Below are 21,953 nucleotides of genomic sequence, written 5' to 3'. Positions count from 1 at the left end.
CCTCCCGGGCGGAATCGGCTTATTGTCGGAGAGCGATGCATGACCCGACACGCCTCCTTCTCCGCGCCCGAATCCGAAGGCCAGGACCAGTACGCCAAGGCTTTCCATACCGGCCCCGACGCCATGGTCATCACCGACCGGGACAGCGGGCGCTTCCGCGAGATCAACGCCAGCTTCACCGAGCGCTTCGGCTGGAGCCGCGACGAGGCCATCGGCCAGACCTCCCTGCAACTGGGCATCTGGCGCAGCCTGGACGAACGCCAGCGGATGCTCGATACCATCGATGCCGAGCAGCGCATCGACGGTTTCGAAGTCACCCTCCTCACCCGCGAGGGCGAAGAACGCAGCGCCCGTGTCTACGGCTGCCAGATCGAACTGCAGGGCCATATCTGCCTGGTCCTCACCATCCGTGACATCACCCGCCTGCGCGCCCAGGAACAGGCCCTGCGCGACAGCCAGGAGCGTCTCGACCTGGCGCTGGACTCCGCGCAGCTGGGCATCTGGGACTGGGACATTTCCTCCGGGAGGATCTACGGCTCCCCCCGCGCCGCCGAACTCCACGAACTGCCGGCGCGGGACTTCCATGGCCCCTTCGGCGAGTTCTTCGCCTGCGTCGACGACGCCGACCGCCGGCGCATGCGCCAGGCCTACGCGCGCCTGGCCAAGGGACCGGACAACGACTACCAGTTCACCTACCGCGCCCAGCTCAAATCCGGCGAGGTGCGCTACCTGGAGAGCCGCGCCCGGCTCTACCGCAACGCCGACGGCAAGCCACTGCGCATGGCCGGCACCCTGCTCGACATCACCGAGCAGGTGGTGCGCGAACGCAACCTGGAAGCCTCCGAGGAAAAGTTCGCCAGCCTGTTCCAGGGCAGCCCCGACCCGATCTGCGTGACGCGGGTGCGCGACGGCGAGTTCATCGAGATCAACCCGAGCTTCTGCAGCACCTTCGGCTGGCGGGCCGAGGAAATCATCGGCCAGTCGTCGCACCTGATCGCCTTCTGGGCGGACAACCAGCTTCGCGAGCGGCTGTTCGAGCAACTGATGCGCGACCACTCGCTGCAGAACATCGAGGTGCAGTTCCTCACCCGCGAGGGCCGACCCATCACCTGCATGGTCGCCAGCCGACTGATCTGGGTCGATCGCCAGCTGTGCATCCTCTCCACCTTCCGCGACGTCACTGGCCGCCTGCAGGCAGAGGCGGAGCTGAAGGCCAGCCAGGAGAAATTCTACAAGGCGTTCCACTCCAGCCCCGACGCCATCACCATCACCGAGCGCAACAGCGGCCGCTACATCGAAGTCAACGAAGGCTTCCATCGCCTGACCGGCTTCCGCCCCGACGAGGTCACCGGACGTACGTCGGTGGAACTCAACATCTGGGGTGATCCGGAGGAGCGGACCAAGCTGCTGGCGGCACTCGACCGCGATGGCTATGTACATCACATGGAAATGCGCGGCCGGCATCGCGACGGCCAGATCAAAACGGTGGATGTCTCGGTCGAACCCATCGACCTGGGCGGGACCCCCTGCCTGCTGCTGACCGCCCGCGACACCAGCGAACTGCGCGAGGCGGAAGCACGCATCCAGCACCTCGCCTACCACGACGCCCTGACCGACCTGCCCAACCGCGCCCTGCTGATGGACCGCCTCAAGCAGCAGATCGCCCTGCTGCAACGCCACGCGCTGCGCGGCGCGCTGCTGTTCCTCGACCTGGACCACTTCAAGCACATCAACGATTCACTGGGACACTCGGTGGGCGATGCCATCCTGCAGATGGTCACCGCGCGCCTGGAAGCCAGCGTGCGCCAGGAAGACACGGTGGCCCGGCTGGGCGGCGACGAATTCGTGATCCTGCTGACCGGCATCGACGGCAGCCGTCTGGAGACCGCACGCCGCGTGCGCCAGCTCGCCGAAAAGCTGCGCGACCTGCTGGCCGAGCCCATGCTGCTGGACGGCCACCGCCTGCAGATCACCCCGAGCATCGGCATCGCCCTGATACCCGACGACGGCGCGACCCCCGAAGACCTGCTCAAGCGCGCGGACATCGCCATGTACCGCGCCAAGGACGCCGGCCGCAACACCGTGCAGCTGTTCCACGCCTCCATGCAGAAGGCCGCCAGCGAGCGCCTGCGCCTGGAAAGCGGCCTGCGCATGGCCATCGCTCGCCGTGAATTCAGCCTGCACTACCAGCCGCAGATCGACTCCCGCGGCGCGCACATCGTCGGCGCCGAAGCCCTGTTGCGCTGGGAACACCCGACGCAAGGCCCGCAATCGCCGGCCAGCTTCATCCGCGTACTGGAAGACAGCGGGCTGATCGTCGAAGTGGGCCGCTGGGTCATCGAGGAAGCCTGCCGCACCTGTGCACGCCTGCTCGCCGAAGGACGGATAGACCCCGAGGACTTCTGCCTCAGCGTCAACATCAGCCCCCGGCAGTTCCGCCAGAACGATTTCGTCGAGCGTGTCCTCGACAGCCTGCACAGGGCCAAGCTGCCCGCGCGCCTGCTGAAGCTGGAGATCACCGAAGGGATAGTCATCCAGCAACTGGAAGACACCATCGCGCGCATGCAGCGCCTGCGCGAAGCTGGCGTGCGCTTCGCCATGGACGATTTCGGCACCGGCTACTCCTCGCTCACCTACTTGAAGCGCCTGCCAGTGGACAGCCTGAAGATCGACCAGAGTTTCGTGCGCGATGCGCCAAACGACAGCAACGACGCCGAAATCGTCCGCGCCATCATCGCCATGGGCCACAGCCTGGGCCTGGAACTGATCGCCGAAGGTGTGGAAACCCCGGAGCAGCTGGCCCTGCTGGAAGAACAGGGTTGCCACCTGTACCAGGGCTACCTGTTCAGCCGGCCGGTGCCGCTGGAAGCCTTCATCGACCTGCTGCCACCCCGCTTCTCCTGAGGCGCTGCGCCCGGTCAGCCGGCCGGGCGCAACTCCGACATCACCACCATCACCTGCGCCTCATCCGCCTCACCGTCATTCAGGTAGAGGTGGCCGACGCTGCTGTCGAAGTAAGCCGTCTCACGCGGGCCGATGCTCACCGACTCGCCCGTCTCGAACTGGATGCGCACGCGTCCGGACACCACCAGGGCGAATTCCTGGCCGGGATGACGGACGAAATCGTCGAACTCCCCCACTTCGCGGGCGAAGATGCGCGCGTACAGCGGAGTCATGCTGCGCTGCGGGAAGTCACCGGCGATCGGATAGTACTCATAGCCCCCGGTGTCGTAGCCGGCGGCCTCATCGACGCGGGTCTTCACGAAGGTTTTCAGCCCGGACTGGGCGCCGACCGACGGTTGCGGGCGGAACAACTGGGCGATATCCACCTGCAGCGCGCGGGCCGCCGCCGCCAGCTTGTCATAGCTCACCGCGACCTGTGCCAGCTCCATCTTCGACAGCGTGGAAACCGCCACGCCAGACAGGTCGGAGAGCTGCTTCAAGGTCAGTTTCCGTTGCTTGCGCACCGCCCTCAGGCGCGCGCCGACTTCGTTCCGATCCAGTTGCTGCGGCTTGGGCTGGGCTTGGGCGGTTTCGCTCATGAGACATCTCGAAAGTGAATGCGGAAAGTTTACCGGGCCTTGCCTTGGCCGCAAAAATTCTCATATCTTAGATTTCTCACATAAGAGAAAACCTGCAGAAGGTCCTTGCCGTGAATCCATTCGACATCGTCATCATCGGCGCCGGCATCGCTGGCGCATCCCTCGCCTACCGGCTGAGCGAAACCCATCGGGTACTGGTGCTGGAGCGCGAAGAGCAGCCCGGCTACCACTCCACCGGACGCTCCGCCGCCATGTTCATGGAGGCTTACGGCACCCCGCAGATCCAGGCGCTGACTCGCGCCAGCCGGGCCTTCTACGAAAACCCGCCGGCCGGTTTCAGCGAGCACCCGATCCTCACCCCGCGCGGCTGCCTGTATGTCGGCGGTCCGGAGCAGGTCAACCTGCTCAAACAGGCAGAAGCCACACCCGGCGTGCAGCGCATCAGCACCGAACAGGCGCTGGAATTCCTCCCGTACCTGCGCGCCGACGCCATCGCCGGTGCGCTGTACGAACCCGATGCACGCGATCTCGATGTGCACGCACTGCACCAGGGCTACCTGCGTGGCCTGCGGCAGCGCGATGGCGAATTGCGCTGCAACCGCGAGCTGCTGTCGGCCCGGCACGAAGACGGCCTGTGGACGCTGGAGCTCAGCCAGGGCGAGACCGTGCAGGCCGGGCAACTGGTGAACGCCGCAGGCGCCTGGGCCGATCACGTGGCCGAACGCTGCGGCATCCGGCCGGTCGGCCTGCAGCCCTGCCGCCGCACCGCCTTCACCTTCCCGGTCCCGGACGGCGTGGACATCAGCCGCTGGCCGACGGTGATCGGCATCGACGAGAGCTTCTACTTCAAGCCCGACGCCGGCCAGCTGCTCGGCTCGCCCGCCAACGCCGACCCGGTACAGGCGCAGGACGTGCAGCCCGAAGAGCTGGACATCGCCCTGGGCGTATACCACATCGAAGAGCACACCACCCTGACGATCCGTCGCCCCAGCCACAGCTGGGCCGGCCTGCGCTCCTTCGTTGCCGACGGCGACCTGGTGATCGGCCATGACGAACAGAACCCGGCGTTCTTCTGGCTGGCCGCCCAGGGCGGCTATGGCATCCAGTCGGCCGATGGCGTATCGCGCCTGGCACAGTCGCTGCTGCTCGGCCAACCGCTTCCCGAATCCCTGCGCCAGGAAGGCGTGGATCCCCTGCGCCTGAGCCCGGCGCGCTTGCGTTGAGTCCCACCGGAGGCACTCCCATGAGCGATATCCAGCGTTATCCCAGCACCCTGCCCTTCCCCTTTTCCCGCGCCGTCAAGGCCGGCGGTTTCCTGTTCCTTTCCGGGCAGATCCCGATGACCGCCGATGGCCAGGTGGTAAAGGGCGACATCCAGACCCAGACCGAAGCGGTGATGACCCGCATCGCCGAGAGCCTGGAAGCCTGCGGCGCGAACTACTCCCAGGTGGTGAAGGCCACCGTGTGGCTGTCGGACATGGCGCATTTCGCCGGCTTCAACGAGGTCTACAAGCGCTACTTCGAGCAGGGCCTGCCGGTGCGTTCCTGCGTGGCCTCTGCCCTGGCGCTGGGCGTGGACGTCGAAGTGGAAGTCCAGGCGTTCGTCGGCGCAGCGTGATCCTTCCTCCGGCCTCGTCACAGGCGGGGCCACCCCCATAACAACAATAGGGTTTCGATCATGAAAACCAGTCTCAAGCTCGGTGGTGCCTACATAGGCCTGGTGGTCGGCGTCGGTTTCGCCTCGGGCCAGGAAATTCTCCAGTTCTTCGGCAGCTTCGGCATCATGGGCCTGGCCGGCGCAGTGGTGGCACTGGCGCTGTTCGCCTTCCTGCTGATGAACCTCTACCAGATCGGCAGCCGCCTGCAGACCCAGTCGCACAAGGAAGCCATGGAGTTCATCTGCGGCAAGCCGCTGGGCCGCGTCGTCGACCTGATGCTGACCTTCTTCCTGTTCGGCACCATGGTGGTCATGTTCGCCGGCGCCAACTCCTCCTTCGAGCAGCAACTGGGCATCGGCCACAATATCGGCGGCATCGTGCTGGGCGTGCTGACCATCATCACCGTGTGTCTGGGCCTGAAGCGGGTGATCACCCTGATGAGCCTGATCACCCCGGTGCTGATGATCATCGTGGCGATCATCGCCATCTATGCCCTGACGCACATCCACAAGCCGCTGGCCGAGCTGGAACAGATCGCCCTCGCCCTGCCGCACCCGGCGCCCAACTGGCTGCTCAGCGCCTTCCTCTATGTCTCCTACAACGTCGCCGCCACCGCGGCTGCCGTGGTGGTGATGGGCAGCAGCGTGCCGCACCTGCGCAAGGCAGGGCTGGGCGGCGTGATCGGCGGGGCTGGCGTCGGCGTGCTGATCCTGGTCATGGCCCTGGTGATGCTGGTGCAGATCGACGTGATCGGCGGCAGCGCCATCCCCACCCTGCTGCTGAGCAACCAGATCGCCCCCGGGTTCGGCGACGTGATGCTCGCACTGCTGCTGGTGAAGCTGTACTGCACCACCAGCGGCTTCGCCTACACCCTGGCCGCGCGTTGCGCCGCCTATGGCATGCCGTTCCGCGTCGCTGCAGTGGCCGCGGTGGTACTCGCGTTCATCGGTAGCCAGGTCGGCTTCGTCAAGCTGGTGGGGATCGTCTACCCGATCATGGGCTACCTGGGCTTCGTGCTGATGGTGGCCATCGTCATCGCCTGGTGGCGCAATCGCTCGGCGCCGATGCCGGAGCGGCAGAGCGCCTGATCCTGCACTCAGGAAAAAAGCGCAAACGAAAACGCCCGTCTCTTGCGAGACGGGCGTTCTGCTTTGCGGCTACGGCTCGGTCAGTGCCGAGGCGATGCTCAGCCTTCGATGGCCGGGCGCTGGCCGTTGATGGCGATCCGCTTGGGCTTGGCTTCTTCCGGAACGATGCGCACCAGTTCGATGCTCAGCAGGCCGTTCTTCAGCGACGCGCCCTGGACCTCGATGTGGTCGGCCAGGCGGAAGGACAGCTTGAAGGCACGCTGGGCGATGCCCTGGTGCAGGTAGGTGACGCTCTCGGAAGCCTTTTCGCGCTTGCCGCCGTTGACGGTCAGCACGCCGCGCTCCACTTGCAGTTCCAGGTCTTCCTCCTGCAGTCCGGCGGCGGCGATGACGATGCGGTAGTTATCGTCACCATGCTTCTCGACGTTGTAGGGCGGATAGGAACTGCCGCTTTCACTGCGCAGGGCGGACTCGAACAGATCGTTGAAACGATCGAAACCGACGGACTGGCGGAACAGCGGGGCGAGGGAAAGGACGTTGCTCATGGCGAATCTCCTGAATATTTCAGCAAGGTATGATCTGGAGCCTGATGTCAGAACTCCGGTGCGGGACCCGTCTTCGGCTTCCCGCAGGAACATAGATAGGGACGGCAGAATCCATTTCAAGCCCCCTTCGCAACAGGACGTTTTTCCATGAACAAGGTCATGCTGATCACTGGCGCCAGCCGCGGCATTGGCGCCGCCACCGCGCTGCTCGCCGCCGAACGCGGCTTCACCGTGGCGATCAACTACCGCCGCGAGCGCGAAGCAGCCGAGGCGTTGGTCGCTCAGATCACGGCGGCCGGTGCAAAGGCCCGCGCCTTTGCCGCCGATGTGGCGAACGAGGACGACGTGCTGCGACTGTTCCGTGAGGTGGACGACGCCTTCGGCCGCCTCGACGTGCTGGTCAACAACGCCGGCATCCTGGAACGTCAGATGCGCCTGGAAGACATGGATGTGGCGCGCCTGCAGCGGGTGTTCGCGGTGAACGTCACCGGCACCTTCCTCTGCTGCCGCGAGGCGGTGAAGCGCATGGCGCGCACGCATGGCGGCAGCGGCGGGAGCATCGTCAACGTCTCGTCCATGGCCTCGCGCCTGGGCTCGCCCAACGAGTACATCGACTACGCGGCAGCCAAGGGCGCGGTGGACAGCCTGACCGTCGGCCTGGCCAAGGAAGTGGCGAGCGAAGACATCCGCGTCAATGCCGTGCGGCCGGGGCTGATCAGGACGGAAATACACGCCAGCGGCGGCGAGCCGGGGCGCGTGGAGCGACTGCAATCGGCGATTCCCCTGGGCCGGGGCGGCGAGGCAGAGGAAGTGGCGCGGGCGATCCTGTTCCTCGCCTCGGATGAGTCCAGCTACAGCACCGGCAGCTTCATCGATGTCAGCGGCGGACGCTGATTCAAAATCGTGACGCACGCTTTTGTAGGAGCGAGCTTGCTCGCGAACCGCCCAACGACGGCGATTCGGGGTGAACTGCATTCGCGAGCAAGCTCGCTCCTACGAAGAGCAGATCAGGCGGCGACTTCGATCTCGACCTGCAGCATCCGGTCCAGCACCTCGCAGTCATTCTCCCGACGCACCTGGGCGAACAATTCCACCGCTTCGGGATAACTGCGCGTGAGCATCCCCAGCCACTGTTTCAGGCGCCCCGGCGCGTAACGCGGGGCCAGTTTGCGCCGGGCCTGGCGCCAGAAGTCGTCGAGCAGCACGCGCACTTCCGACCAGTGCATCGGCACCACTTCGCGGCCGTCACGCCAGGCAGCGATCTGCCGCGCGAGGTCGGGCCGGGAAACCAGCCCGCGCCCGAGCATGATGTCCGCCACGCCACTGATGGAACGGCAGCGGTGGTAATCCTCCAGGGTCCAGACTTCGCCGTTGGCGAATACCGGCACCTTCACCGCATCGGCCACTTTTGCCACCCACTCCCAGTGTGCCGGCGGCTTGTAGCCGTCCGCCTTGGTTCGCGCATGCACCACCACGTGGGCGGAACCTGCATCGGCCAGGGCGCGGGCGCAATCGATGGCGCCATCCGGGCTGTCGTAGCCCAGGCGCATCTTCGAAGTCACGGGAATCTGTGCGGGTACGGCGCGACGCACGGCCTCGATGATGCTGAACATCAGCTCGGGCTCCTTGAGCAGCACCGCGCCGCCACGGGAGCGGTTCACCGTCTTGGCCGGGCAACCGAAGTTCAGGTCGATCACCGGAGCGCCCAGCTCACAGGCCTGCACGGCATTCTCGGCCAGCAATTGCGGATCGGAGCCGAGCAACTGCACACGCATCGGCACGCCGGCGCGTGTACGGCTGCCGTGCGCCAGTTCCGGGGCGAGCGCGAGGAAGGACGACGGCGGCAGCAGCCGGTCGTTGATGCGGATGAATTCGGTGACGCACCAGTCGATGCCGCCGACGCGGGTCAGCACATCGCGGAGGATGTCATCTACCAGCCCTTCCATCGGTGCTAGGGCGATCTGCACGACGAGTGAGTCTCGGGCAATTGCGGGGCCGCGGATTGTAGGGAATGCGCTGCGCCGGGAAAAGCGCGGCGCGACGGATCACGCGCCGGCAGCGACGGCTTCCGGCGACAGCAAGGCGCGGCCATAACCCTCGATGAACTCCGCCGGCATGCGCTTGGGCTTGCCGGTGGACAGCTCGATGCAGACGAAGGTGGTCTGCGCGCGCAGCAGGGTCACGGCGTCTTCCGGGCGCACCAGCTGGAAGTGACGGGTCATCTTCAGGCGCTGATCGGATTCGACGATCCAGGTCGCCAGCTGCAACTGGTCGCCTTCGTAGGCGGCCGCCAGGTAATCCACCTCATGGCGCACCACGGCCATGGCGCGGTCCAGCCGACGGTACTCGGCCAGGTCCAGCCCCAGCCGCTGCGAGTGGCGCCAGGCACAGCGCTCCAGCCAACTGACGTAGACGGCGTTGTTGGCATGGCCGAGGCCGTCGATGTCCTCGGGCATGACCTCGATGTCGATGACAAACGGATCGGGCAACTGCCAACTCATGAGGAATGCTCCAGGCTTGCGGCCAGCTCGTGGGCTTCGATGGCCAGTTGAGTGATCTGGTCCCAGGCACGGGCGCGCACCAGGCTCGGCGGCGCGATCCAGGTGCCGCCGACACAGGCGACGTTGGGCAGGCGCAGGACGTTGAGCAGGTTTTCCTGGGTGATGCCGCCGGTCGGGCAGAAACGAATGCCGGTGAAGGGCTCCTTCAGGCTCTTGAGCATGCGGATCGCGGCATTGCCGTCGGCGGGGAACAGCTTCAGCGAGCGGTAGCCGTACTCCAGCGCCACCAGCACCTCCGAAGGCGTCATCACGCCGGGCAGGAACGGCAGCTTCGCATCGTCGGCGGCGGCCACCAGACGCGGCGTGCAGCCAGGGCTGATGGCGAACTGCGCGCCAGCGTCACGGGCTTCCTGGAATTGCTCGGTATGGATCAGGGTACCGGCGCCCAGGATCATCTCCGGCAGCTCGCGACGGATTTCCGCAAGGGCATCCAGCGCCTGCGGCGTACGCAGGGTCACTTCCAGCACGCGCACCCCGCCGTCATACAGCGCGCGGGCAAGATCGCCCGCCAGCGCCACATCCTCGATCACCAATACCGGCATGACCGGGCGCGCCTGCTGCAGCACCCAATCCAGCGAAAGATTCATGCGTTTCCCCCAATCGGCCACCCGCATGCGCAAGACCTCGCGCCCAGGCCGGGGCAGCCGGAAATGCCCGGAAGTCTACGCCAGGCCGCGAAGCCTGACGACCCGCAACGGGCCATCATGAAGCGAAAACGGCGGCCTGCGGCCGCCGTTATCAGGATGCTGAATGACTCAGGATGCCAAGGCCAGCGCCAGCGGCTCCTCGACGCCCTCCAGCAATTCCAGCACGGCCTCCGCCAGCGCAGCATCGGCCAGCACGCGGTGGTGCCCGCCGCTCGGCAGCCGCAGCAGCCGGCTGCCCGGCCAGGCATCGTGGATTGCGACGGATTCCGTCACCCGCACCTGGCGGTCATCCTCGGCGTGCACCACCAGACCAGGCATACCCAGCTCATAGCGCGCCACATCCAGCTGCTTCGCGGGAATGCCCGCCTGCTGCTCGACCTGACGGATGAAGCTCGAACGCGCCTGCGGCGGCAGACCGACATAGTTGGCGAAGCCACGCAGCACGGTCAGCACCTTGCTCGGCGCGGCGACGGTCACCAGGGTTTCGGTGCGCAGGCCCATCTGGGTCGCCAGCAATGCACTGGCGCCGCCCATGGAGTGGCCGATCACTGCGCGAAGCGGCGGCAGTTCACTGGCGGCTTCCAGCAGAGCGCGGGCGAACAGCACCACGTCAGCCTCGTTCCCCGGCGAGCGGCCATGGGCCGGAGCATCCAGGGCGATCACACCGTAGCCGGCGCCCACCAGCTTCTCGATCAACGCAGCGAATTGGGTCGGCCGCCCTCCCCAACCGTGCATCAGCAGCACCACCGGCCCTTCGCCCCAGCGCAGCGCGGACAGGCCGAAGCGCAGGGTGATGCGCTCGGAACTGGCCAGCAACGGCAATTCCCAATCGCGCGGCGGCAACTCGGTGGGCGTCATGAACAGCTGACGCATGCGTCCCGCCGCCCACTGCGGCGCAACACGGCCCAGGGTGGCGTTGATTCCACGAACCCAGTTCAGACTGTTCATTTTCCGTACCTCCTCAGATCACCGCTTTCTTCGCGGCACGCAGGACACGATCGGACAGGTCGCCCTTGCCCAGGGCACGGGCCAGCGCCAATCCGCCAATCATCAGGGCCATGTCGCTGAGCACCAGATCGACTTCCTCCGGCCGCCCGGCGAGGCTCGCCACCATCAGTTCCACATGTTCTTCCAGCGCCTCGCGGAAACCTTCCGGCAGGTGCGCCACTTCGCTCAGGGAACTGGGGATCGGGCAGCCTTCGTCTTCGGTGTCGCGATGCTTGCGCGACAGGTAGAACTGCGCCGCCAGTGCCCGGCGCTCGGCAAAACTCGTTTGCGGATCGAACATCTTCAGGCCGACCCGGCGCTTGCTCAGCAACTGGCGGAACGCCTCCAGCATCAGCGCATCCTTACTCTCGAAATGCGCATAGAAGCCGCCCACGGTCAGCCCCGCCGCCGCCATCACCTCGCCCACACTGGGATCGACCGGGCCGCGCTTGAGCAGCGCACTGGTGGCGGCGGAAAGAATGCGTTCGCGGGTCTGGGCTTTCTTGTCGCTCATGGCTGGCTTCTCGCTCGGACAAAATATTATGGAGAGAATATTATTCTCATAATAAAAATCAGCAAGCCGAAAGCGCGACCACTGGTCGGGAGAAAATTCTTCAGGAGGGAGAAAAACAAAAGGGCCACTGAAAGTCTCAGTGGCCCTATAGGCATCGCAGAGCGATAAAAATGGCGTCCCCTAGGGGACTCGAACCCCTGTTACCGCCGTGAAAGGGCGGTGTCCTAGGCCACTAGACGAAGGGGACATATCCTTCGAAGAAACCCACCTCATGGTGGATTCTGGCTTCATCCCGAATGGGAAATTGGTGGAGCTAGACGGGATCGAACCGTCGACCTCTTGCATGCCATGCAAGCGCTCTCCCAGCTGAGCTATAGCCCCAGATGACTCTGGCTGACGATGCGAGCGCATCGTCGCTGGATAGTGGCGTCCCCTAGGGGACTCGAACCCCTGTTACCGCCGTGAAAGGGCGGTGTCCTAGGCCACTAGACGAAGGGGACGCAAAACCTTCGATTTCGGCTTCGTCCGGACCGACGAAGCTTACTGGTAATTTGGTGGAGCTAGACGGGATCGAACCGTCGACCTCTTGCATGCCATGCAAGCGCTCTCCCAGCTGAGCTATAGCCCCAAAGTACCGCTGGATCTACCGTTCCGCTTCACCCTGTCATTCAGTTCGTCGCTGGAACGGGGCGCATCTTAGGGGCGAGGCGACACCCTGTCAACAACATTTTTTCAGATTTCTTATTTTTTTCTCCCAAAGAACAATCACTTATGTGCCAGCCCCGAATCCAGGCCAACGGAATCAGCAGCTCGCCTGCTCTCCTCCAGCCACGCCAAACGGGTTGCGCAGACATGAAAAAGGCCGGGCGCCTGACGGCGGCCGGCCTTCTCCAGTGTAGGAAAGATATTAGGCGCCGATGGCGTCGCGAATCTTTTCCCACTCCTTGGCTTCTTTCTTCGACGCACCGCCCAGCAGCTCCAGGGCCTGGCGCAGCCGGTAGCGCGACAGATCGGCGCCGAGGATTTCCATGGCATCGAGCACCGACACCGAGCTGGCCTGGCCGGTGATGGCCGGGAACATCAGCGGCATTACGTCACGCAGCTTGAGGCCCAGGTGCTCGGCCACGGCCTGGATGGTCGCGGTGATCTTGTCCTTTTCCCACTGGCGCAGCGCTTCCAGCTTCCACAGCACCAGTTGCAGCACCTGGCGAACCTGGGTGGCGTCGAGCTTCTTGTGCTCGAACAGCTTGGCGTCCAACTGCACGCCGCCACTGAAGAAGAAGCCGGCCAGTGGAGCGATCTGGCTGAAGTTCTCCACGCGGCCTTGCACGTGCGGGGCGATCTTCATCAGGTACTCGGGGTTGAGTGCCCACTTCTGCACTTCCTTGGCGAAGTCCTCCACCGACAGCTCGCGAATCCACTGGCCGTTCAGCCAGGAGAGCTTCTCGATGTCGAAGATCGGGCCGCCCAGGGACACGCGGGACAGGTCGAAGTGCTCGATCATTTCCGCCAGGCTGAACTTCTCACGCTCGTCGGGCATGGACCAGCCCATGCGGCCGAGGTAGTTCAGCAGCGCCTGGGGCAGCAGGCCCATGCGCTCGTAGAAGGTGATGGAAGTCGGGTTCTTGCGCTTGGACAGCTTGCTCTTGTCCGGATTGCGCAGCAACGGCATGTAGCACAGTACCGGCTGTGCCCAGCCGAAGTACTCGTACAGCTTGATCAGCTTGGGCGCCGAGGGCAGCCACTCTTCGCCACGCAGGACGTGGGTGATGCCCATCAGGTGGTCGTCGACCACGTTGGCAAGGAAGTAGGTGGGCAGGCCGTCGGCCTTCATCAGCACCTGCATGTCCATGCGATCCCACGGGATTTCCACGTCGCCGCGGAGCATGTCCGGTACCACACAGACGCCCTCGGTCGGAACCTTCATGCGCACCACGTGGGATTCGCCGGCGGCGATGCGCTTGGCCGACTCTTCCTTGCTCAGGTGCATGCAGTGGCCGTCGTAGCGCGGGGTTTCCTTGCGCGCCTGCTGCTCGGCACGCAGCGTGTCGAGGCGTTCGGCGGAGCAGAAGCAGGGGAAGGCATGGCCTTTCTCGACCAGTTCGTCGCTGTACTGCTTATAGATGGCGCCACGTTCGCTCTGCCGGTACGGGCCGTGCGGACCACCGACGTCCGGGCCCTCGTCCCACTCGATGCCCAACCAGCGCAGCGCGTCGAAGATCTGCTGTTCCGATTCGCGGGTCGAGCGCACCTGGTCGGTATCCTCGATGCGCAGGATGAACTGACCGCCGTGCTGACGGGCGAAACAGAGGTTGAACAGCGCGATGTAGGCGGTGCCGACGTGCGGGTCACCGGTGGGGGACGGCGCGATACGGGTGCGGACAGTGGTCATGAAGGCTCTCATGTGAATCGGTGAGGACAGCGCGGGCCACGGCACGCGCTCATGGACGCGATGTTATCAGGCGGGCCGCCCCCGGCTCCAGCCAACGCTCCGCATCGATCGGCAGGTTGTTGATCAGGAAGTCGAGGAAAGCCTTCACCTTCATCGCCTGGAAACGCCGCGACGGGTAGACCGCGTAGAGCTCGCCAACCGGCAGCTGCACCTGCGGCAAGACCCGCACCAGGCTGCCGCTGGCCAGTTGCTCGTCGACGATCAGCTCCGGCAGCGAGGCGATCCCGGCACCGGCCAGCACCGCTTCGCGGGCGAAGGTGATGTTGTTGCACGACAGCACCCGGTGGCAGGGAATGCTTTCGCCGCTCAGCGGCCAGTAGCGCTGGGAATCAGCCTGCAGCAGCACGGCACGGTGGCTGGCCAGGTCCTCGACCTGTTGCGGCTGGCCGTGCAGCTTCAGGTACTCAGGACTGGCGCACAGGCATCGATTGGTAATCAGCATGCGCCGGGCGATCAGGGTGGAGTCTTCCGGCTGGCCGACCATGATGACGATATCCACGCCCTCCTCCAGCGGATCGACAGTGCGCGAGGTCAGCTCGACCTCGGCGCTGATCTGTGGATAAAGACGCATGAAATCGCCCAGCACCTTGCCCAGGTACATCTGCCCGAACTCGATGGGCGCGCTGATGCGCAGCAATCCCGACGGCGCCTGTTGCAGTTGCATCACCGCCTGCTCGGCCTCGGCGAAGTCGTGCATGATCTGCCGGCAGCGCTCGTAGTAGGCCTGCCCCACTTCGGTCAGGCGCAACTTGCGGGTGGTGCGGTTGAGCAGCCGCACGCCGAGGCGCTCTTCGAGCAGGACGATGCGCCGGCTCACCGTGGACTTCTGCATGCCCAGGCTCTGCGCGGCCTGGGTGAAACTGTGCAGCTCCACGACGCGGGTGAAGATCAGCGCATCATCCAGCCCCATGATTGTTCCCTATAAGCAACAAAGTTTCCGAAGTGTAGCGGCTACGTGCCGCCACGGAACACTGTTACATTGGCAAACATTTTTCCGTCAACCAAACGCTCGTTTAACTATGCCTGCCCAACTGCAACGCCGCCTGACCGTGTTCCTCGTCATCCTCGTGGTGGTCTCCCTCGCCTTCCTGGCGCGCTGGTATTTCATCGGCCGCTTCGTCGAGACGACCGACAACGCCTACGTGCAGGGCGAAATCACTCGCATCGCCAGCCAGCTCGGCGCGCGCGTCGACGAGGTGCTGGTGCAGGACAACCAGCACGTGGAAAAAGGCCAGTTGCTGGTGAAGCTCGAAGCCGACGATTTCAAGCTCGCCCTGGAGCGCGCCAAGGCCACCCTGGCCACCCGCGAGGCCGAGCTGGAGCAGGCACGCAGCAAGCTCAAGGGGCAGTCGAGCAACATCGCCGCCAGCGAAGCCGACGTGAACGCCAGCCAGGCCACCCTCGGCCGTGCCGAGGTCGACCTGGGCCGCGCCCAGGCGCTGCGCGGGCCGGGCTATGTCTCGGAGGAGCGCGTCACCACCCTCACCGCCGATTCCCGCGTCGCCCGCTCGCAAGTGGCCAAGGCCCAGGCCGACCTGCAAGCCCAGCGCGTGCAACGCGACACCCTGAGCACCGACGTCCAGCGCCTGCAGGCGCAGATCGAAAGCGCCCGCACCGATGTCGCCCAGGCCGAACTCAACCTGGCCCGTACCGAAATCCGCGCGCCGGTAACCGGCCTGGTCGGTCAGCGCAACGCCCGCATTGGCCAGTACGTGCAGGTCGGCACCCAGCTGCTGTCGCTGGTGCCGGACGACGGCATCTGGATCCAGGCCAACTTCAAGGAAACCCAGATCGGCAAGATGCGCCCGGGGCAGAAGGCGCGGCTGGTGTTCGACTCCTTCCCCGACACCCCCATCGACGGCGAAGTGCAGAGCCTGTTCGCCGCCTCCGGCGCGCAGTTCAGCCTGCTGCCGCCGGACAACGCCACCGGTAACTTCACCAAGGTGGTGCAGCGCATCCCGGTAAAAATCACCTTCGTCGACGACAACCCGCTCAAGGGCCTGATCCGCCCGGGCATGTCGGTCGATGCCGAGGTCGAGTTGCGTGTCCGCTGATGCCCTGATGCGGCCGGTCGGGGAACCGACCCGCCGCGACTGGATCGCCGTATTCAGCGCCATGCTCGGCGCCTTCATGGCGGTCCTCGATATCCAGATCACCAACTCCTCGCTGAAGGACATCCAGGGCGCGCTGGCCGCCACTCTGGAAGAAGGCTCGTGGATTTCCACGTCCTACCTGGTGGCGGAAATCATCATGATCCCCCTCACCGCCTGGCTGGTGCAGCTGCTCTCGGCACGCCGGCTGGCCTGGATGATTTCCATCGGCTTCCTGTTTTCCTCGCTGCTCTGCTCCTTCGCCTGGAACCTGGAGAGCATGATCGTGTTCCGCGCCATGCAGGGCTTCACCGGCGGCGCACTGATTCCCCTGGCCTTCACCCTGGCGCTGATCAAGCTACCCGAACACCATCGCCCCAAGGGCATGGCGCTGTTCGCCATCACCGCCACCTTCGCGCCCTCCATCGGCCCGACCCTGGGCGGCTGGCTGACCGAGAACTTCGGCTGGGAATACATCTTCTACATCAACATCCCGCCGGGCCTGCTGATGATCGCCGGCCTGCTCTACGGGCTGGAGAAGAAACCGCCGCACTGGGAGCTGCTGAAAAGCACCGACTACGCCGGCATCGTCACCATGGCCATCGGCCTGGGTTGCCTGCAGGTGTTCCTGGAAGAAGGCCACCGCAAGGACTGGCTGGAGTCCAACCTGATCGTCGGCCTGGGCAGCATCGCCCTGGTCAGCCTGATCCTCTTCGTGATTCTGCAGACTTCGCGGCCCAACCCGCTGATCAACCTGGGCATCCTGCGCAACCGCAACTTCGGCCTGTCGAGCATTTCCAGCATCGGCCTGGGTATGGGGCTGTACGGGTCTATCTACGTGCTGCCGCTGTATCTCGCGCAGATCCAGGGCTACAACGCCATGCAGATCGGCGAGGTGATCATGTGGATGGGTGTACCGCAGCTGTTCCTCATCCCGCTGATTCCCAAGCTGATGAAGATCATCGAGCCTCGCCTGCTCTGCGCCCTGGGTTTCGGCCTGTTCGGCCTGGCGAGCTTCTGCTCCGGCGTGCTCAACCCGGACTTCGCCGGGCCGCAGTTCAACCAGATCCAGCTATTGCGCGCCCTCGGCCAGCCGATGGTGATGGTCACCATTTCGCTGATCGCCACCGTCTACCTGCAACCGCAGGATGCCGGTTCAGCTTCCAGCCTGTTCAACATCCTGCGCAACCTCGGCGGCGCCATCGGCATCGCCCTGCTGGCGACCCTGATCGATAGCCGTGCCAAGGTCTACTACGACTACCTGCGCGAAGCGGTGGTGCCGGTGAATGGCGCGGTGGACGAGCGCCTGGCGCAGTTGACGGCACAACTGGGCACGCAGCAGGCGGCACTGGGCAAGATCAGCGAGATCGTCCACCAACAGGCGGCGATCATGGCCTATAACGATGCCTTCCACGCCATCGGCATCGTGCTGGCGGTGAGCATGGTGGCGGTGCTGATGACCCGTTCGTTGCCGGCGGGCGTGGGTGCTGGCGCGGGAGCCGGGGCGCACTGAGCGACCCATTCGACCCCGCTTCGGAGCCAGCCCCAAAGCCCCTCACCCCAGCCCTCTCCCAGAGGGAGAGGGAGCCGTTCGGCATCAGTCGCAAAACGGAGTTAGCCGGCGAGCACCAGACTGCCAGCCCACTCCGGACAGTCCCCTCTCCCTCCGGGAGAGGGTTAGGGTGAGGGCCAGAATTGGCACAGGCTCATCGGGGCGGCAGTCGCTCAGCCCATCGCCACCATCCGATCCCGCAACTTGCCGATCTCGTCGCGCACCCCGGCCGCGGCCTCGAACTCCAGGTCACGGGCCAACTGGTACATGCGCTCTTCCAGCTGCTTGATGCGCTTGGCGATCTCGTCCGGCGTACGCAGCTCGTTCTCGTAGCGACCGCTCTCCTCCGCCACCTTCGCCAGGCTGCGGCGCTTGCCCTTGGCGCCCGGCACCACGGCGCCTTCGAGGATGTCCTTGATGTCCTTCTTCACGCCCTTGGGCACGATGCCATGCTTGGCGTTGAACTCCAGCTGCTTGGTACGACGTCGTTCGGTCTCGTTGATCGCTCGCTGCATCGAACCGGTGATGTTGTCGGCGTAGAGGATTGCCTTGCCGTGCAGGTTGCGCGCGGCGCGGCCGATGGTCTGGATCAGCGAGCGCTCGGAACGCAGGAATCCTTCCTTGTCCGCATCGAGGATCGCCACCAGCGCCACCTCCGGCATATCCAGGCCCTCACGCAGCAGGTTGATCCCCACCAGTACGTCGAAGGTGCCGGTACGCAGGTCGCGGATGATCTCCACCCGCTCCACAGTGTCGATGTCGGAGTGCAGATAACGCACCCGCACGTCGTGATCGCCCAGGTAGTCGGTAAGGTCCTCAGCCATGCGCTTGGTCAGGGTGGTGACCAGCACGCGCTGATCCTCGGCCACACGCAGGCGGATTTCCGAGAGCAGGTCGTCCACCTGGGTGGTCGCCGGGCGGATTTCCACTTCCGGGTCGACCAGGCCGGTCGGTCGCACCACCTGCTCGATCACCCGGCCAGCATGCTGGTCCTCGTAAGGGCCCGGGGTTGCCGAGACAAAGATGGTCTGCGGACTGATCGCTTCCCATTCCTCGAAGCGCAGCGGACGGTTGTCCAGCGCCGAGGGCAGGCGGAAGCCATATTCCACCAGGGTTTCCTTGCGCGAGCGGTCGCCCTTGTACATGGCGCCGACCTGGGGAACGCTGACGTGGGATTCGTCGATCACCAGCAGGGCGTTGGCCGGCAGGTAGTCGTAAAGGGTCGGCGGCGGCTCGCCGGGGCCACGCCCGGAGAGGTAGCGCGAGTAGTTCTCGATGCCGTTGCAGTAGCCCAGTTCGAGGATCATCTCCAGGTCGAAGCGGGTGCGCTGCTCCAGGCGCTGGGCTTCCACCAGCTTGTTGTTGGTGCGCAGGTAGTCCAGGCGCTGCTTGAGCTCGGCCTTGATGTGCTCCACCGCCTCCAGCAGCGTTTCCCGCGGGGTCACGTAGTGACTCTTGGGATAGAAGGTGAAGCGCGGCAGCTTGGTGATGACTTCGCCAGTCAGCGGGTCGAAGGCGGCGATGTTCTCCACCTCGTCGTCGAACAGCTCGACGCGGATCGCCTCCAGGTCCGATTCCGCCGGGAAGATGTCGATGACGTCGCCGCGCACGCGGAAGGTAGCGCGGGCGAAGTCCATGTCGTTGCGGGTGTACTGCAGGCTGGTCAGGCGGCGCAGCAGCTCGCGCTGGTCCATTTTGTCGCCGCGATCCAGGTGCAGCACCATCTTCAGGTAGGACGCCGGGTCGCCCAGGCCGTAGATCGACGACACGGTGCAGACGATGATGGCGTCCTCGCGCTCCAGCAGCGCCTTGGTCGCCGACAGGCGCATCTGCTCGATGTGGTCGTTGATCGAGGAATCCTTCTCGATATAGGTATCGGAGGACGGCACGTAGGCTTCGGGCTGGTAGTAGTCGTAGTAGGAGACGAAATACTCCACCGCGTTGTTCGGGAAGAAAGTCTTGAACTCGCCATAGAGCTGCGCGGCCAGGGTCTTGTTTGGCGCCAGGACCATGGTCGGGCGCTGCACCTGGGCGATGACGTTGGCGATGCTGAAGGTCTTGCCGGAGCCGGTCACCCCCAGCAGCGTCTGATGCGACAGGCCCGCTTCCAGCCCTTCCACCATCTGTCGGATGGCTTCGGGCTGGTCGCCGGCGGGCTTGAAGCGCGAATCCAGCTGGAATAACGACATGGGAACCTCGCATTGGCGTGTGACGCTTCGGTCGCCAAAGCGTCATACCAGTCGAAAAGCACGCGCGATAACTCGCCGCCTGCCACAGAGGCCTATATAATACCGGCCCGTCGACGCAACCCCCAGCGCCGTGAGCGGGGGTTGCAATTGCACTTCACTCCCGCCTTAGAGCTGCTGCCAAAATGAGTCTGTTCTCCGCTGTCGAAATGGCCCCCCGTGACCCCATCCTGGGCCTGAACGAAGCTTTCAACGCTGATACCCGTCCGGGCAAGATCAACCTGGGCGTAGGCGTTTACTACAACGAGGAAGGCCGTCTCCCGTTGCTGCGCGCCGTGCAGGCCGCGGAGAAAGCCCGCATCGAGGCCCACGCTCCGCGCGGCTACCTGCCGATCGAAGGCATCGCCGCCTACGATTCGGGCGTGCAGAAGCTGCTGTTCGGTGCTGACTCCGAACTGCTGGCCGAAGGCCGCGTCGTGACCACCCAGGCCGTCGGCGGTACTGGCGCACTGAAGACCGGTGCCGACTTCCTCAAGCGCCTGCTGCCCAACGCTACCGTCGCCATCAGCGACCCGAGCTGGGAAAACCACCGCGCCCTGTTCGAGGCTGCCGGCTTCCCGGTGCAGAACTACCGTTACTACGACGCCGCCACCAACGGCGTGAACCGTGCCGGCCTGCTGGAAGACCTGAACGCCCTGCCCTCGCAGTCCATCGTTGTGCTGCACGCGTGCTGCCACAACCCGACCGGCGTCGACCTGACCATGGACGACTGGAAGCAGGTCCTGGACGTGCTCAAGGCCAAGGGCCACGTGCCGTTCCTCGACATCGCCTACCAGGGCTTCGGTGATGGCATCGACGAAGACGCCGCCGCTGTGCGCCTGTTCGCCAAGTCGGGCCTGAACTTCTTCGTGTCCAGCTCCTTCTCCAAGTCGTTCTCGCTGTATGGCGAGCGCGTCGGCGCCCTGTCGGTCGTGACCAACAGCCGCGAGGAATCGACCCGTGTCCTGTCCCAGGTCAAGCGCGTGATCCGCACCAACTACTCCAACCCGCCGACCCACGGCGCCAGCGTCGTCGCTTCCGTGCTGAACAGCCCGGAACTGCGCGCTGTATGGGAAGAAGAGCTGGGCGAAATGCGCACCCGTATCCGCGCCATGCGCGTCGCCATGGTCGAGCAACTGGCCGCCCTGGGCGCCAAGCGTGACTTCGGCTTCGTTGCCCAGCAGCGCGGCATGTTCTCCTACTCCGGCCTGACCGCCGAGCAGGTCGAGCGCCTGAAGAACGAGTTCGGCATCTATGCCGTGGGCACCGGCCGCATCTGCGTCGCCGCGCTGAACAACGGCAACCTGGACACCGTGACCCGCGCCATCGTCCAGGTGCTGTAAAAAATTAAGGGGAAGTCATCGGAGCGATGTTGACTTCCCCTTTTTAATCAGTAAGATACGCCCCGTTGTTCCGCGATAGCTCAGTCGGTAGAGCAAATGACTGTTAATCATTGGGTCCCTGGTTCGAGTCCAGGTCGCGGAGCCAAAATTCAAAGCCCTCGGCACATGCCGGGGGCTTTTTCTTTGTGCCGCGAAAAACCAGCAGGCATCACCCGCCCTGGTGCACATCTCATAAAAAAGCCGGTCATCGACCGGCTTTCTTTCCCCGACAAGGCTCAGAGCGAAATCCTGTCCCGATTCTTGTCCAGGGTTCCCTTGCCAATGCCCTTCACTTCCAGAAGCTGATCGACGCTCGTGAACGGACCGTTGGTCGTACGGTAATCGATGATCGCCTGGGCCTTGACCTTGCCGATCCCCTTCAGCGACTTCTGCAGCTCTTCCACAGTCGCGGAATTGATGTTCACGGTCTCGGCTTGAGCGACCGGCGCCTTGCTGGCGGGAGCACTGGACTCGACGGCCGGAGCGGCAGCCGGCTCAGCCTTGGTGGCAGCACTGGCGACACCAGCGAAGGAAAGGCTGACCAGCAGGATCATGCTTGCAACGGAAAGCAGACTCTTCTTCATGAATCATTCCTTGATGAATCAGGTTTCTAGGCGGGCACCATTGCGCCGCCCAAAAAACATATCGTCAGGAATGCCCGTAAAAATGTCGGTTTAAAGAGTCGGCAGCAGATTCCGCCACAGCCGACA

General features: G+C 64.7%; 19 protein-coding genes and 5 tRNA genes. 9 read left to right on the top strand and 15 right to left on the bottom strand.

The annotated features are described in order from the left end of the window. Positions 1 to 39 precede the first annotated feature (39 nt). The gene (locus tag J5M67_RS05465; protein WP_207884308.1) at positions 40 to 2,904 is read left to right on the top strand and encodes an EAL domain-containing protein; all 2,865 of its coding nucleotides are present in this window, start codon (positions 40 to 42) and stop codon (positions 2,902 to 2,904) included. 14 nt (positions 2,905 to 2,918) lie between these two features. On the opposite strand, the gene J5M67_RS05460 is transcribed toward J5M67_RS05465, so the two are convergent. After that, the gene (locus J5M67_RS05460; protein WP_207884307.1) at positions 2,919 to 3,542 is read right to left on the bottom strand and encodes a helix-turn-helix domain-containing protein; all 624 of its coding nucleotides are present in this window, start codon (positions 3,540 to 3,542) and stop codon (positions 2,919 to 2,921) included. A gap of 110 nt (positions 3,543 to 3,652) precedes the next feature. On the opposite strand from J5M67_RS05460, the gene J5M67_RS05455 reads away from it, so the two are divergent. The 3 genes from J5M67_RS05455 to J5M67_RS05445 are packed head-to-tail and all read left to right on the top strand — an operon-like array spanning position 3,653 to position 6,288. Beyond that, positions 3,653 to 4,765 carry an FAD-binding oxidoreductase gene (locus tag J5M67_RS05455; RefSeq protein ID WP_207884306.1) on the top strand — a complete coding sequence of 371 codons (1,113 nt, stop codon included), beginning with the start codon at positions 3,653 to 3,655 and terminating at the stop codon, positions 4,763 to 4,765. Positions 4,766 to 4,785: 20 nt separating this feature from the next. Beyond that, on the top strand, positions 4,786 to 5,160 hold the full coding sequence (locus J5M67_RS05450; RefSeq protein ID WP_207884304.1) for a RidA family protein: 375 nt from the start codon (positions 4,786 to 4,788) through the stop codon (positions 5,158 to 5,160). A 60-nt stretch (positions 5,161 to 5,220) separates the two neighbouring features. Further along, positions 5,221 to 6,288, top strand: a complete 1,068-nt coding sequence (locus J5M67_RS05445) for a hypothetical protein (protein WP_207884302.1) — start codon at positions 5,221 to 5,223, stop codon at positions 6,286 to 6,288. Between the two features lie 98 nt (positions 6,289 to 6,386). Here J5M67_RS05445 and J5M67_RS05440 read toward each other — a convergent pair whose 3' ends face one another. Further along, complete coding sequence (locus J5M67_RS05440; protein ID WP_207884300.1) at positions 6,387 to 6,833, bottom strand: Hsp20 family protein; 447 nt, start codon at positions 6,831 to 6,833, stop codon at positions 6,387 to 6,389. A 147-nt stretch (positions 6,834 to 6,980) separates the two neighbouring features. On the opposite strand from J5M67_RS05440, the gene J5M67_RS05435 reads away from it, so the two are divergent. After that, the gene (locus tag J5M67_RS05435; protein ID WP_207884299.1) at positions 6,981 to 7,727 is read left to right on the top strand and encodes an SDR family oxidoreductase; all 747 of its coding nucleotides are present in this window, start codon (positions 6,981 to 6,983) and stop codon (positions 7,725 to 7,727) included. A gap of 113 nt (positions 7,728 to 7,840) precedes the next feature. Here J5M67_RS05435 and J5M67_RS05430 read toward each other — a convergent pair whose 3' ends face one another. From J5M67_RS05430 to J5M67_RS05380, 11 genes are all read right to left on the bottom strand, one after another. Next, positions 7,841 to 8,800 (bottom strand): tRNA-dihydrouridine synthase, encoded by a 960-nt coding sequence (locus J5M67_RS05430; protein WP_207884297.1) that lies wholly within the window; start codon positions 8,798 to 8,800, stop codon positions 7,841 to 7,843. Positions 8,801 to 8,878: 78 nt separating this feature from the next. Then, positions 8,879 to 9,334, bottom strand: a complete 456-nt coding sequence (locus J5M67_RS05425; protein WP_207884295.1) for a thioesterase family protein — start codon at positions 9,332 to 9,334, stop codon at positions 8,879 to 8,881. Then, positions 9,331 to 9,981: a bifunctional 4-hydroxy-2-oxoglutarate aldolase/2-dehydro-3-deoxy-phosphogluconate aldolase gene (locus J5M67_RS05420; protein WP_207884293.1), complete on the bottom strand. Its 651-nt coding sequence runs from the start codon at positions 9,979 to 9,981 to the stop codon at positions 9,331 to 9,333. Before J5M67_RS05420 ends, J5M67_RS05425 begins: the two co-directional genes overlap by 4 nt. A gap of 168 nt (positions 9,982 to 10,149) precedes the next feature. Beyond that, the gene (locus tag J5M67_RS05415; RefSeq protein ID WP_207884291.1) at positions 10,150 to 10,989 is read right to left on the bottom strand and encodes an alpha/beta fold hydrolase; all 840 of its coding nucleotides are present in this window, start codon (positions 10,987 to 10,989) and stop codon (positions 10,150 to 10,152) included. 13 nt (positions 10,990 to 11,002) lie between these two features. After that, complete coding sequence (locus tag J5M67_RS05410; protein WP_207884289.1) at positions 11,003 to 11,542, bottom strand: TetR/AcrR family transcriptional regulator; 540 nt, start codon at positions 11,540 to 11,542, stop codon at positions 11,003 to 11,005. A 171-nt stretch (positions 11,543 to 11,713) separates the two neighbouring features. Beyond that, a tRNA-Glu gene (locus J5M67_RS05405) sits at positions 11,714 to 11,789 on the bottom strand. Positions 11,790 to 11,847: 58 nt separating this feature from the next. Further along, positions 11,848 to 11,923, bottom strand: a tRNA-Ala gene (locus J5M67_RS05400). A 43-nt stretch (positions 11,924 to 11,966) separates the two neighbouring features. Next, a tRNA-Glu gene (locus J5M67_RS05395) sits at positions 11,967 to 12,042 on the bottom strand. Positions 12,043 to 12,094: 52 nt separating this feature from the next. After that, a tRNA-Ala gene (locus J5M67_RS05390) sits at positions 12,095 to 12,170 on the bottom strand. A gap of 279 nt (positions 12,171 to 12,449) precedes the next feature. Then, a complete protein-coding gene (gltX, locus tag J5M67_RS05385; RefSeq protein WP_207884287.1) occupies positions 12,450 to 13,934 on the bottom strand; it encodes a glutamate--tRNA ligase in 1,485 nt (494 codons plus the stop codon). A 49-nt stretch (positions 13,935 to 13,983) separates the two neighbouring features. Beyond that, on the bottom strand, positions 13,984 to 14,904 hold the full coding sequence (locus J5M67_RS05380) for a LysR family transcriptional regulator (protein ID WP_207884284.1): 921 nt from the start codon (positions 14,902 to 14,904) through the stop codon (positions 13,984 to 13,986). Between the two features lie 109 nt (positions 14,905 to 15,013). Between J5M67_RS05380 and J5M67_RS05375 the strand changes: the two genes are divergently transcribed. Both J5M67_RS05375 and J5M67_RS05370 read left to right on the top strand, forming a co-directional pair. Further along, complete coding sequence (locus J5M67_RS05375) at positions 15,014 to 16,048, top strand: HlyD family secretion protein (RefSeq protein ID WP_207884282.1); 1,035 nt, start codon at positions 15,014 to 15,016, stop codon at positions 16,046 to 16,048. A 7-nt stretch (positions 16,049 to 16,055) separates the two neighbouring features. Further along, positions 16,056 to 17,597, top strand: a complete 1,542-nt coding sequence (locus J5M67_RS05370) for an MDR family MFS transporter (RefSeq protein WP_207884496.1) — start codon at positions 16,056 to 16,058, stop codon at positions 17,595 to 17,597. Between the two features lie 212 nt (positions 17,598 to 17,809). Here J5M67_RS05370 and uvrB read toward each other — a convergent pair whose 3' ends face one another. Continuing rightward, complete coding sequence (gene uvrB / locus J5M67_RS05365) at positions 17,810 to 19,825, bottom strand: excinuclease ABC subunit UvrB (RefSeq protein ID WP_207884280.1); 2,016 nt, start codon at positions 19,823 to 19,825, stop codon at positions 17,810 to 17,812. 182 nt (positions 19,826 to 20,007) lie between these two features. On the opposite strand from uvrB, the gene J5M67_RS05360 reads away from it, so the two are divergent. Together J5M67_RS05360 and J5M67_RS05355 are read left to right on the top strand one after the other, a co-directional pair. Further along, entirely contained in the window at positions 20,008 to 21,204 is a 1,197-nt protein-coding gene (locus J5M67_RS05360) for an amino acid aminotransferase (RefSeq protein ID WP_207884277.1), read from the top strand. Positions 21,205 to 21,273: 69 nt separating this feature from the next. Further along, positions 21,274 to 21,349, top strand: a tRNA-Asn gene (locus J5M67_RS05355). A gap of 130 nt (positions 21,350 to 21,479) precedes the next feature. Here the strand turns inward: J5M67_RS05355 and J5M67_RS05350 are convergent. Next, on the bottom strand, positions 21,480 to 21,827 hold the full coding sequence (locus tag J5M67_RS05350) for a helix-hairpin-helix domain-containing protein (protein ID WP_207884275.1): 348 nt from the start codon (positions 21,825 to 21,827) through the stop codon (positions 21,480 to 21,482). Positions 21,828 to 21,953 lie beyond the last annotated feature (126 nt).

Source organism: Pseudomonas sp. 30_B, assembly GCF_017491605.1.
GTDB lineage: Bacteria > Pseudomonadota > Gammaproteobacteria > Pseudomonadales > Pseudomonadaceae > Pseudomonas.
Note: the sequence above shows the minus strand (reverse complement) of the source record. Positions and strands in the feature narration are given on the sequence as shown.

Excerpts from the sequence above, each read along its gene's own strand:
- J5M67_RS05415 (WP_207884291.1), bottom strand. The coding sequence starts at position 10,989 with ATGAACAGTCTGAACTGGGTTCGTGGAATCAACGCCACCCTGGGCCGT.
- J5M67_RS05370 (WP_207884496.1), top strand. The coding sequence starts at position 16,056 with ATGCGGCCGGTCGGGGAACCGACCCGCCGCGACTGGATCGCCGTATTC.
- J5M67_RS05420 (WP_207884293.1), bottom strand. The coding sequence starts at position 9,981 with ATGAATCTTTCGCTGGATTGGGTGCTGCAGCAGGCGCGCCCGGTCATG.
- J5M67_RS05350 (WP_207884275.1), bottom strand. The coding sequence starts at position 21,827 with ATGAAGAAGAGTCTGCTTTCCGTTGCAAGCATGATCCTGCTGGTCAGC.
- J5M67_RS05465 (WP_207884308.1), top strand. The coding sequence starts at position 40 with ATGACCCGACACGCCTCCTTCTCCGCGCCCGAATCCGAAGGCCAGGAC.
- J5M67_RS05460 (WP_207884307.1), bottom strand. The coding sequence starts at position 3,542 with ATGAGCGAAACCGCCCAAGCCCAGCCCAAGCCGCAGCAACTGGATCGG.
- J5M67_RS05375 (WP_207884282.1), top strand. The coding sequence starts at position 15,014 with ATGCCTGCCCAACTGCAACGCCGCCTGACCGTGTTCCTCGTCATCCTC.
- J5M67_RS05440 (WP_207884300.1), bottom strand. The coding sequence starts at position 6,833 with ATGAGCAACGTCCTTTCCCTCGCCCCGCTGTTCCGCCAGTCCGTCGGT.
- J5M67_RS05425 (WP_207884295.1), bottom strand. The coding sequence starts at position 9,334 with ATGAGTTGGCAGTTGCCCGATCCGTTTGTCATCGACATCGAGGTCATG.
- J5M67_RS05410 (WP_207884289.1), bottom strand. The coding sequence starts at position 11,542 with ATGAGCGACAAGAAAGCCCAGACCCGCGAACGCATTCTTTCCGCCGCC.
- J5M67_RS05435 (WP_207884299.1), top strand. The coding sequence starts at position 6,981 with ATGAACAAGGTCATGCTGATCACTGGCGCCAGCCGCGGCATTGGCGCC.
- J5M67_RS05450 (WP_207884304.1), top strand. The coding sequence starts at position 4,786 with ATGAGCGATATCCAGCGTTATCCCAGCACCCTGCCCTTCCCCTTTTCC.
- J5M67_RS05445 (WP_207884302.1), top strand. The coding sequence starts at position 5,221 with ATGAAAACCAGTCTCAAGCTCGGTGGTGCCTACATAGGCCTGGTGGTC.
- uvrB (WP_207884280.1), bottom strand. The coding sequence starts at position 19,825 with ATGTCGTTATTCCAGCTGGATTCGCGCTTCAAGCCCGCCGGCGACCAG.
- J5M67_RS05360 (WP_207884277.1), top strand. The coding sequence starts at position 20,008 with ATGAGTCTGTTCTCCGCTGTCGAAATGGCCCCCCGTGACCCCATCCTG.
- gltX (WP_207884287.1), bottom strand. The coding sequence starts at position 13,934 with ATGACCACTGTCCGCACCCGTATCGCGCCGTCCCCCACCGGTGACCCG.
- J5M67_RS05380 (WP_207884284.1), bottom strand. The coding sequence starts at position 14,904 with ATGGGGCTGGATGATGCGCTGATCTTCACCCGCGTCGTGGAGCTGCAC.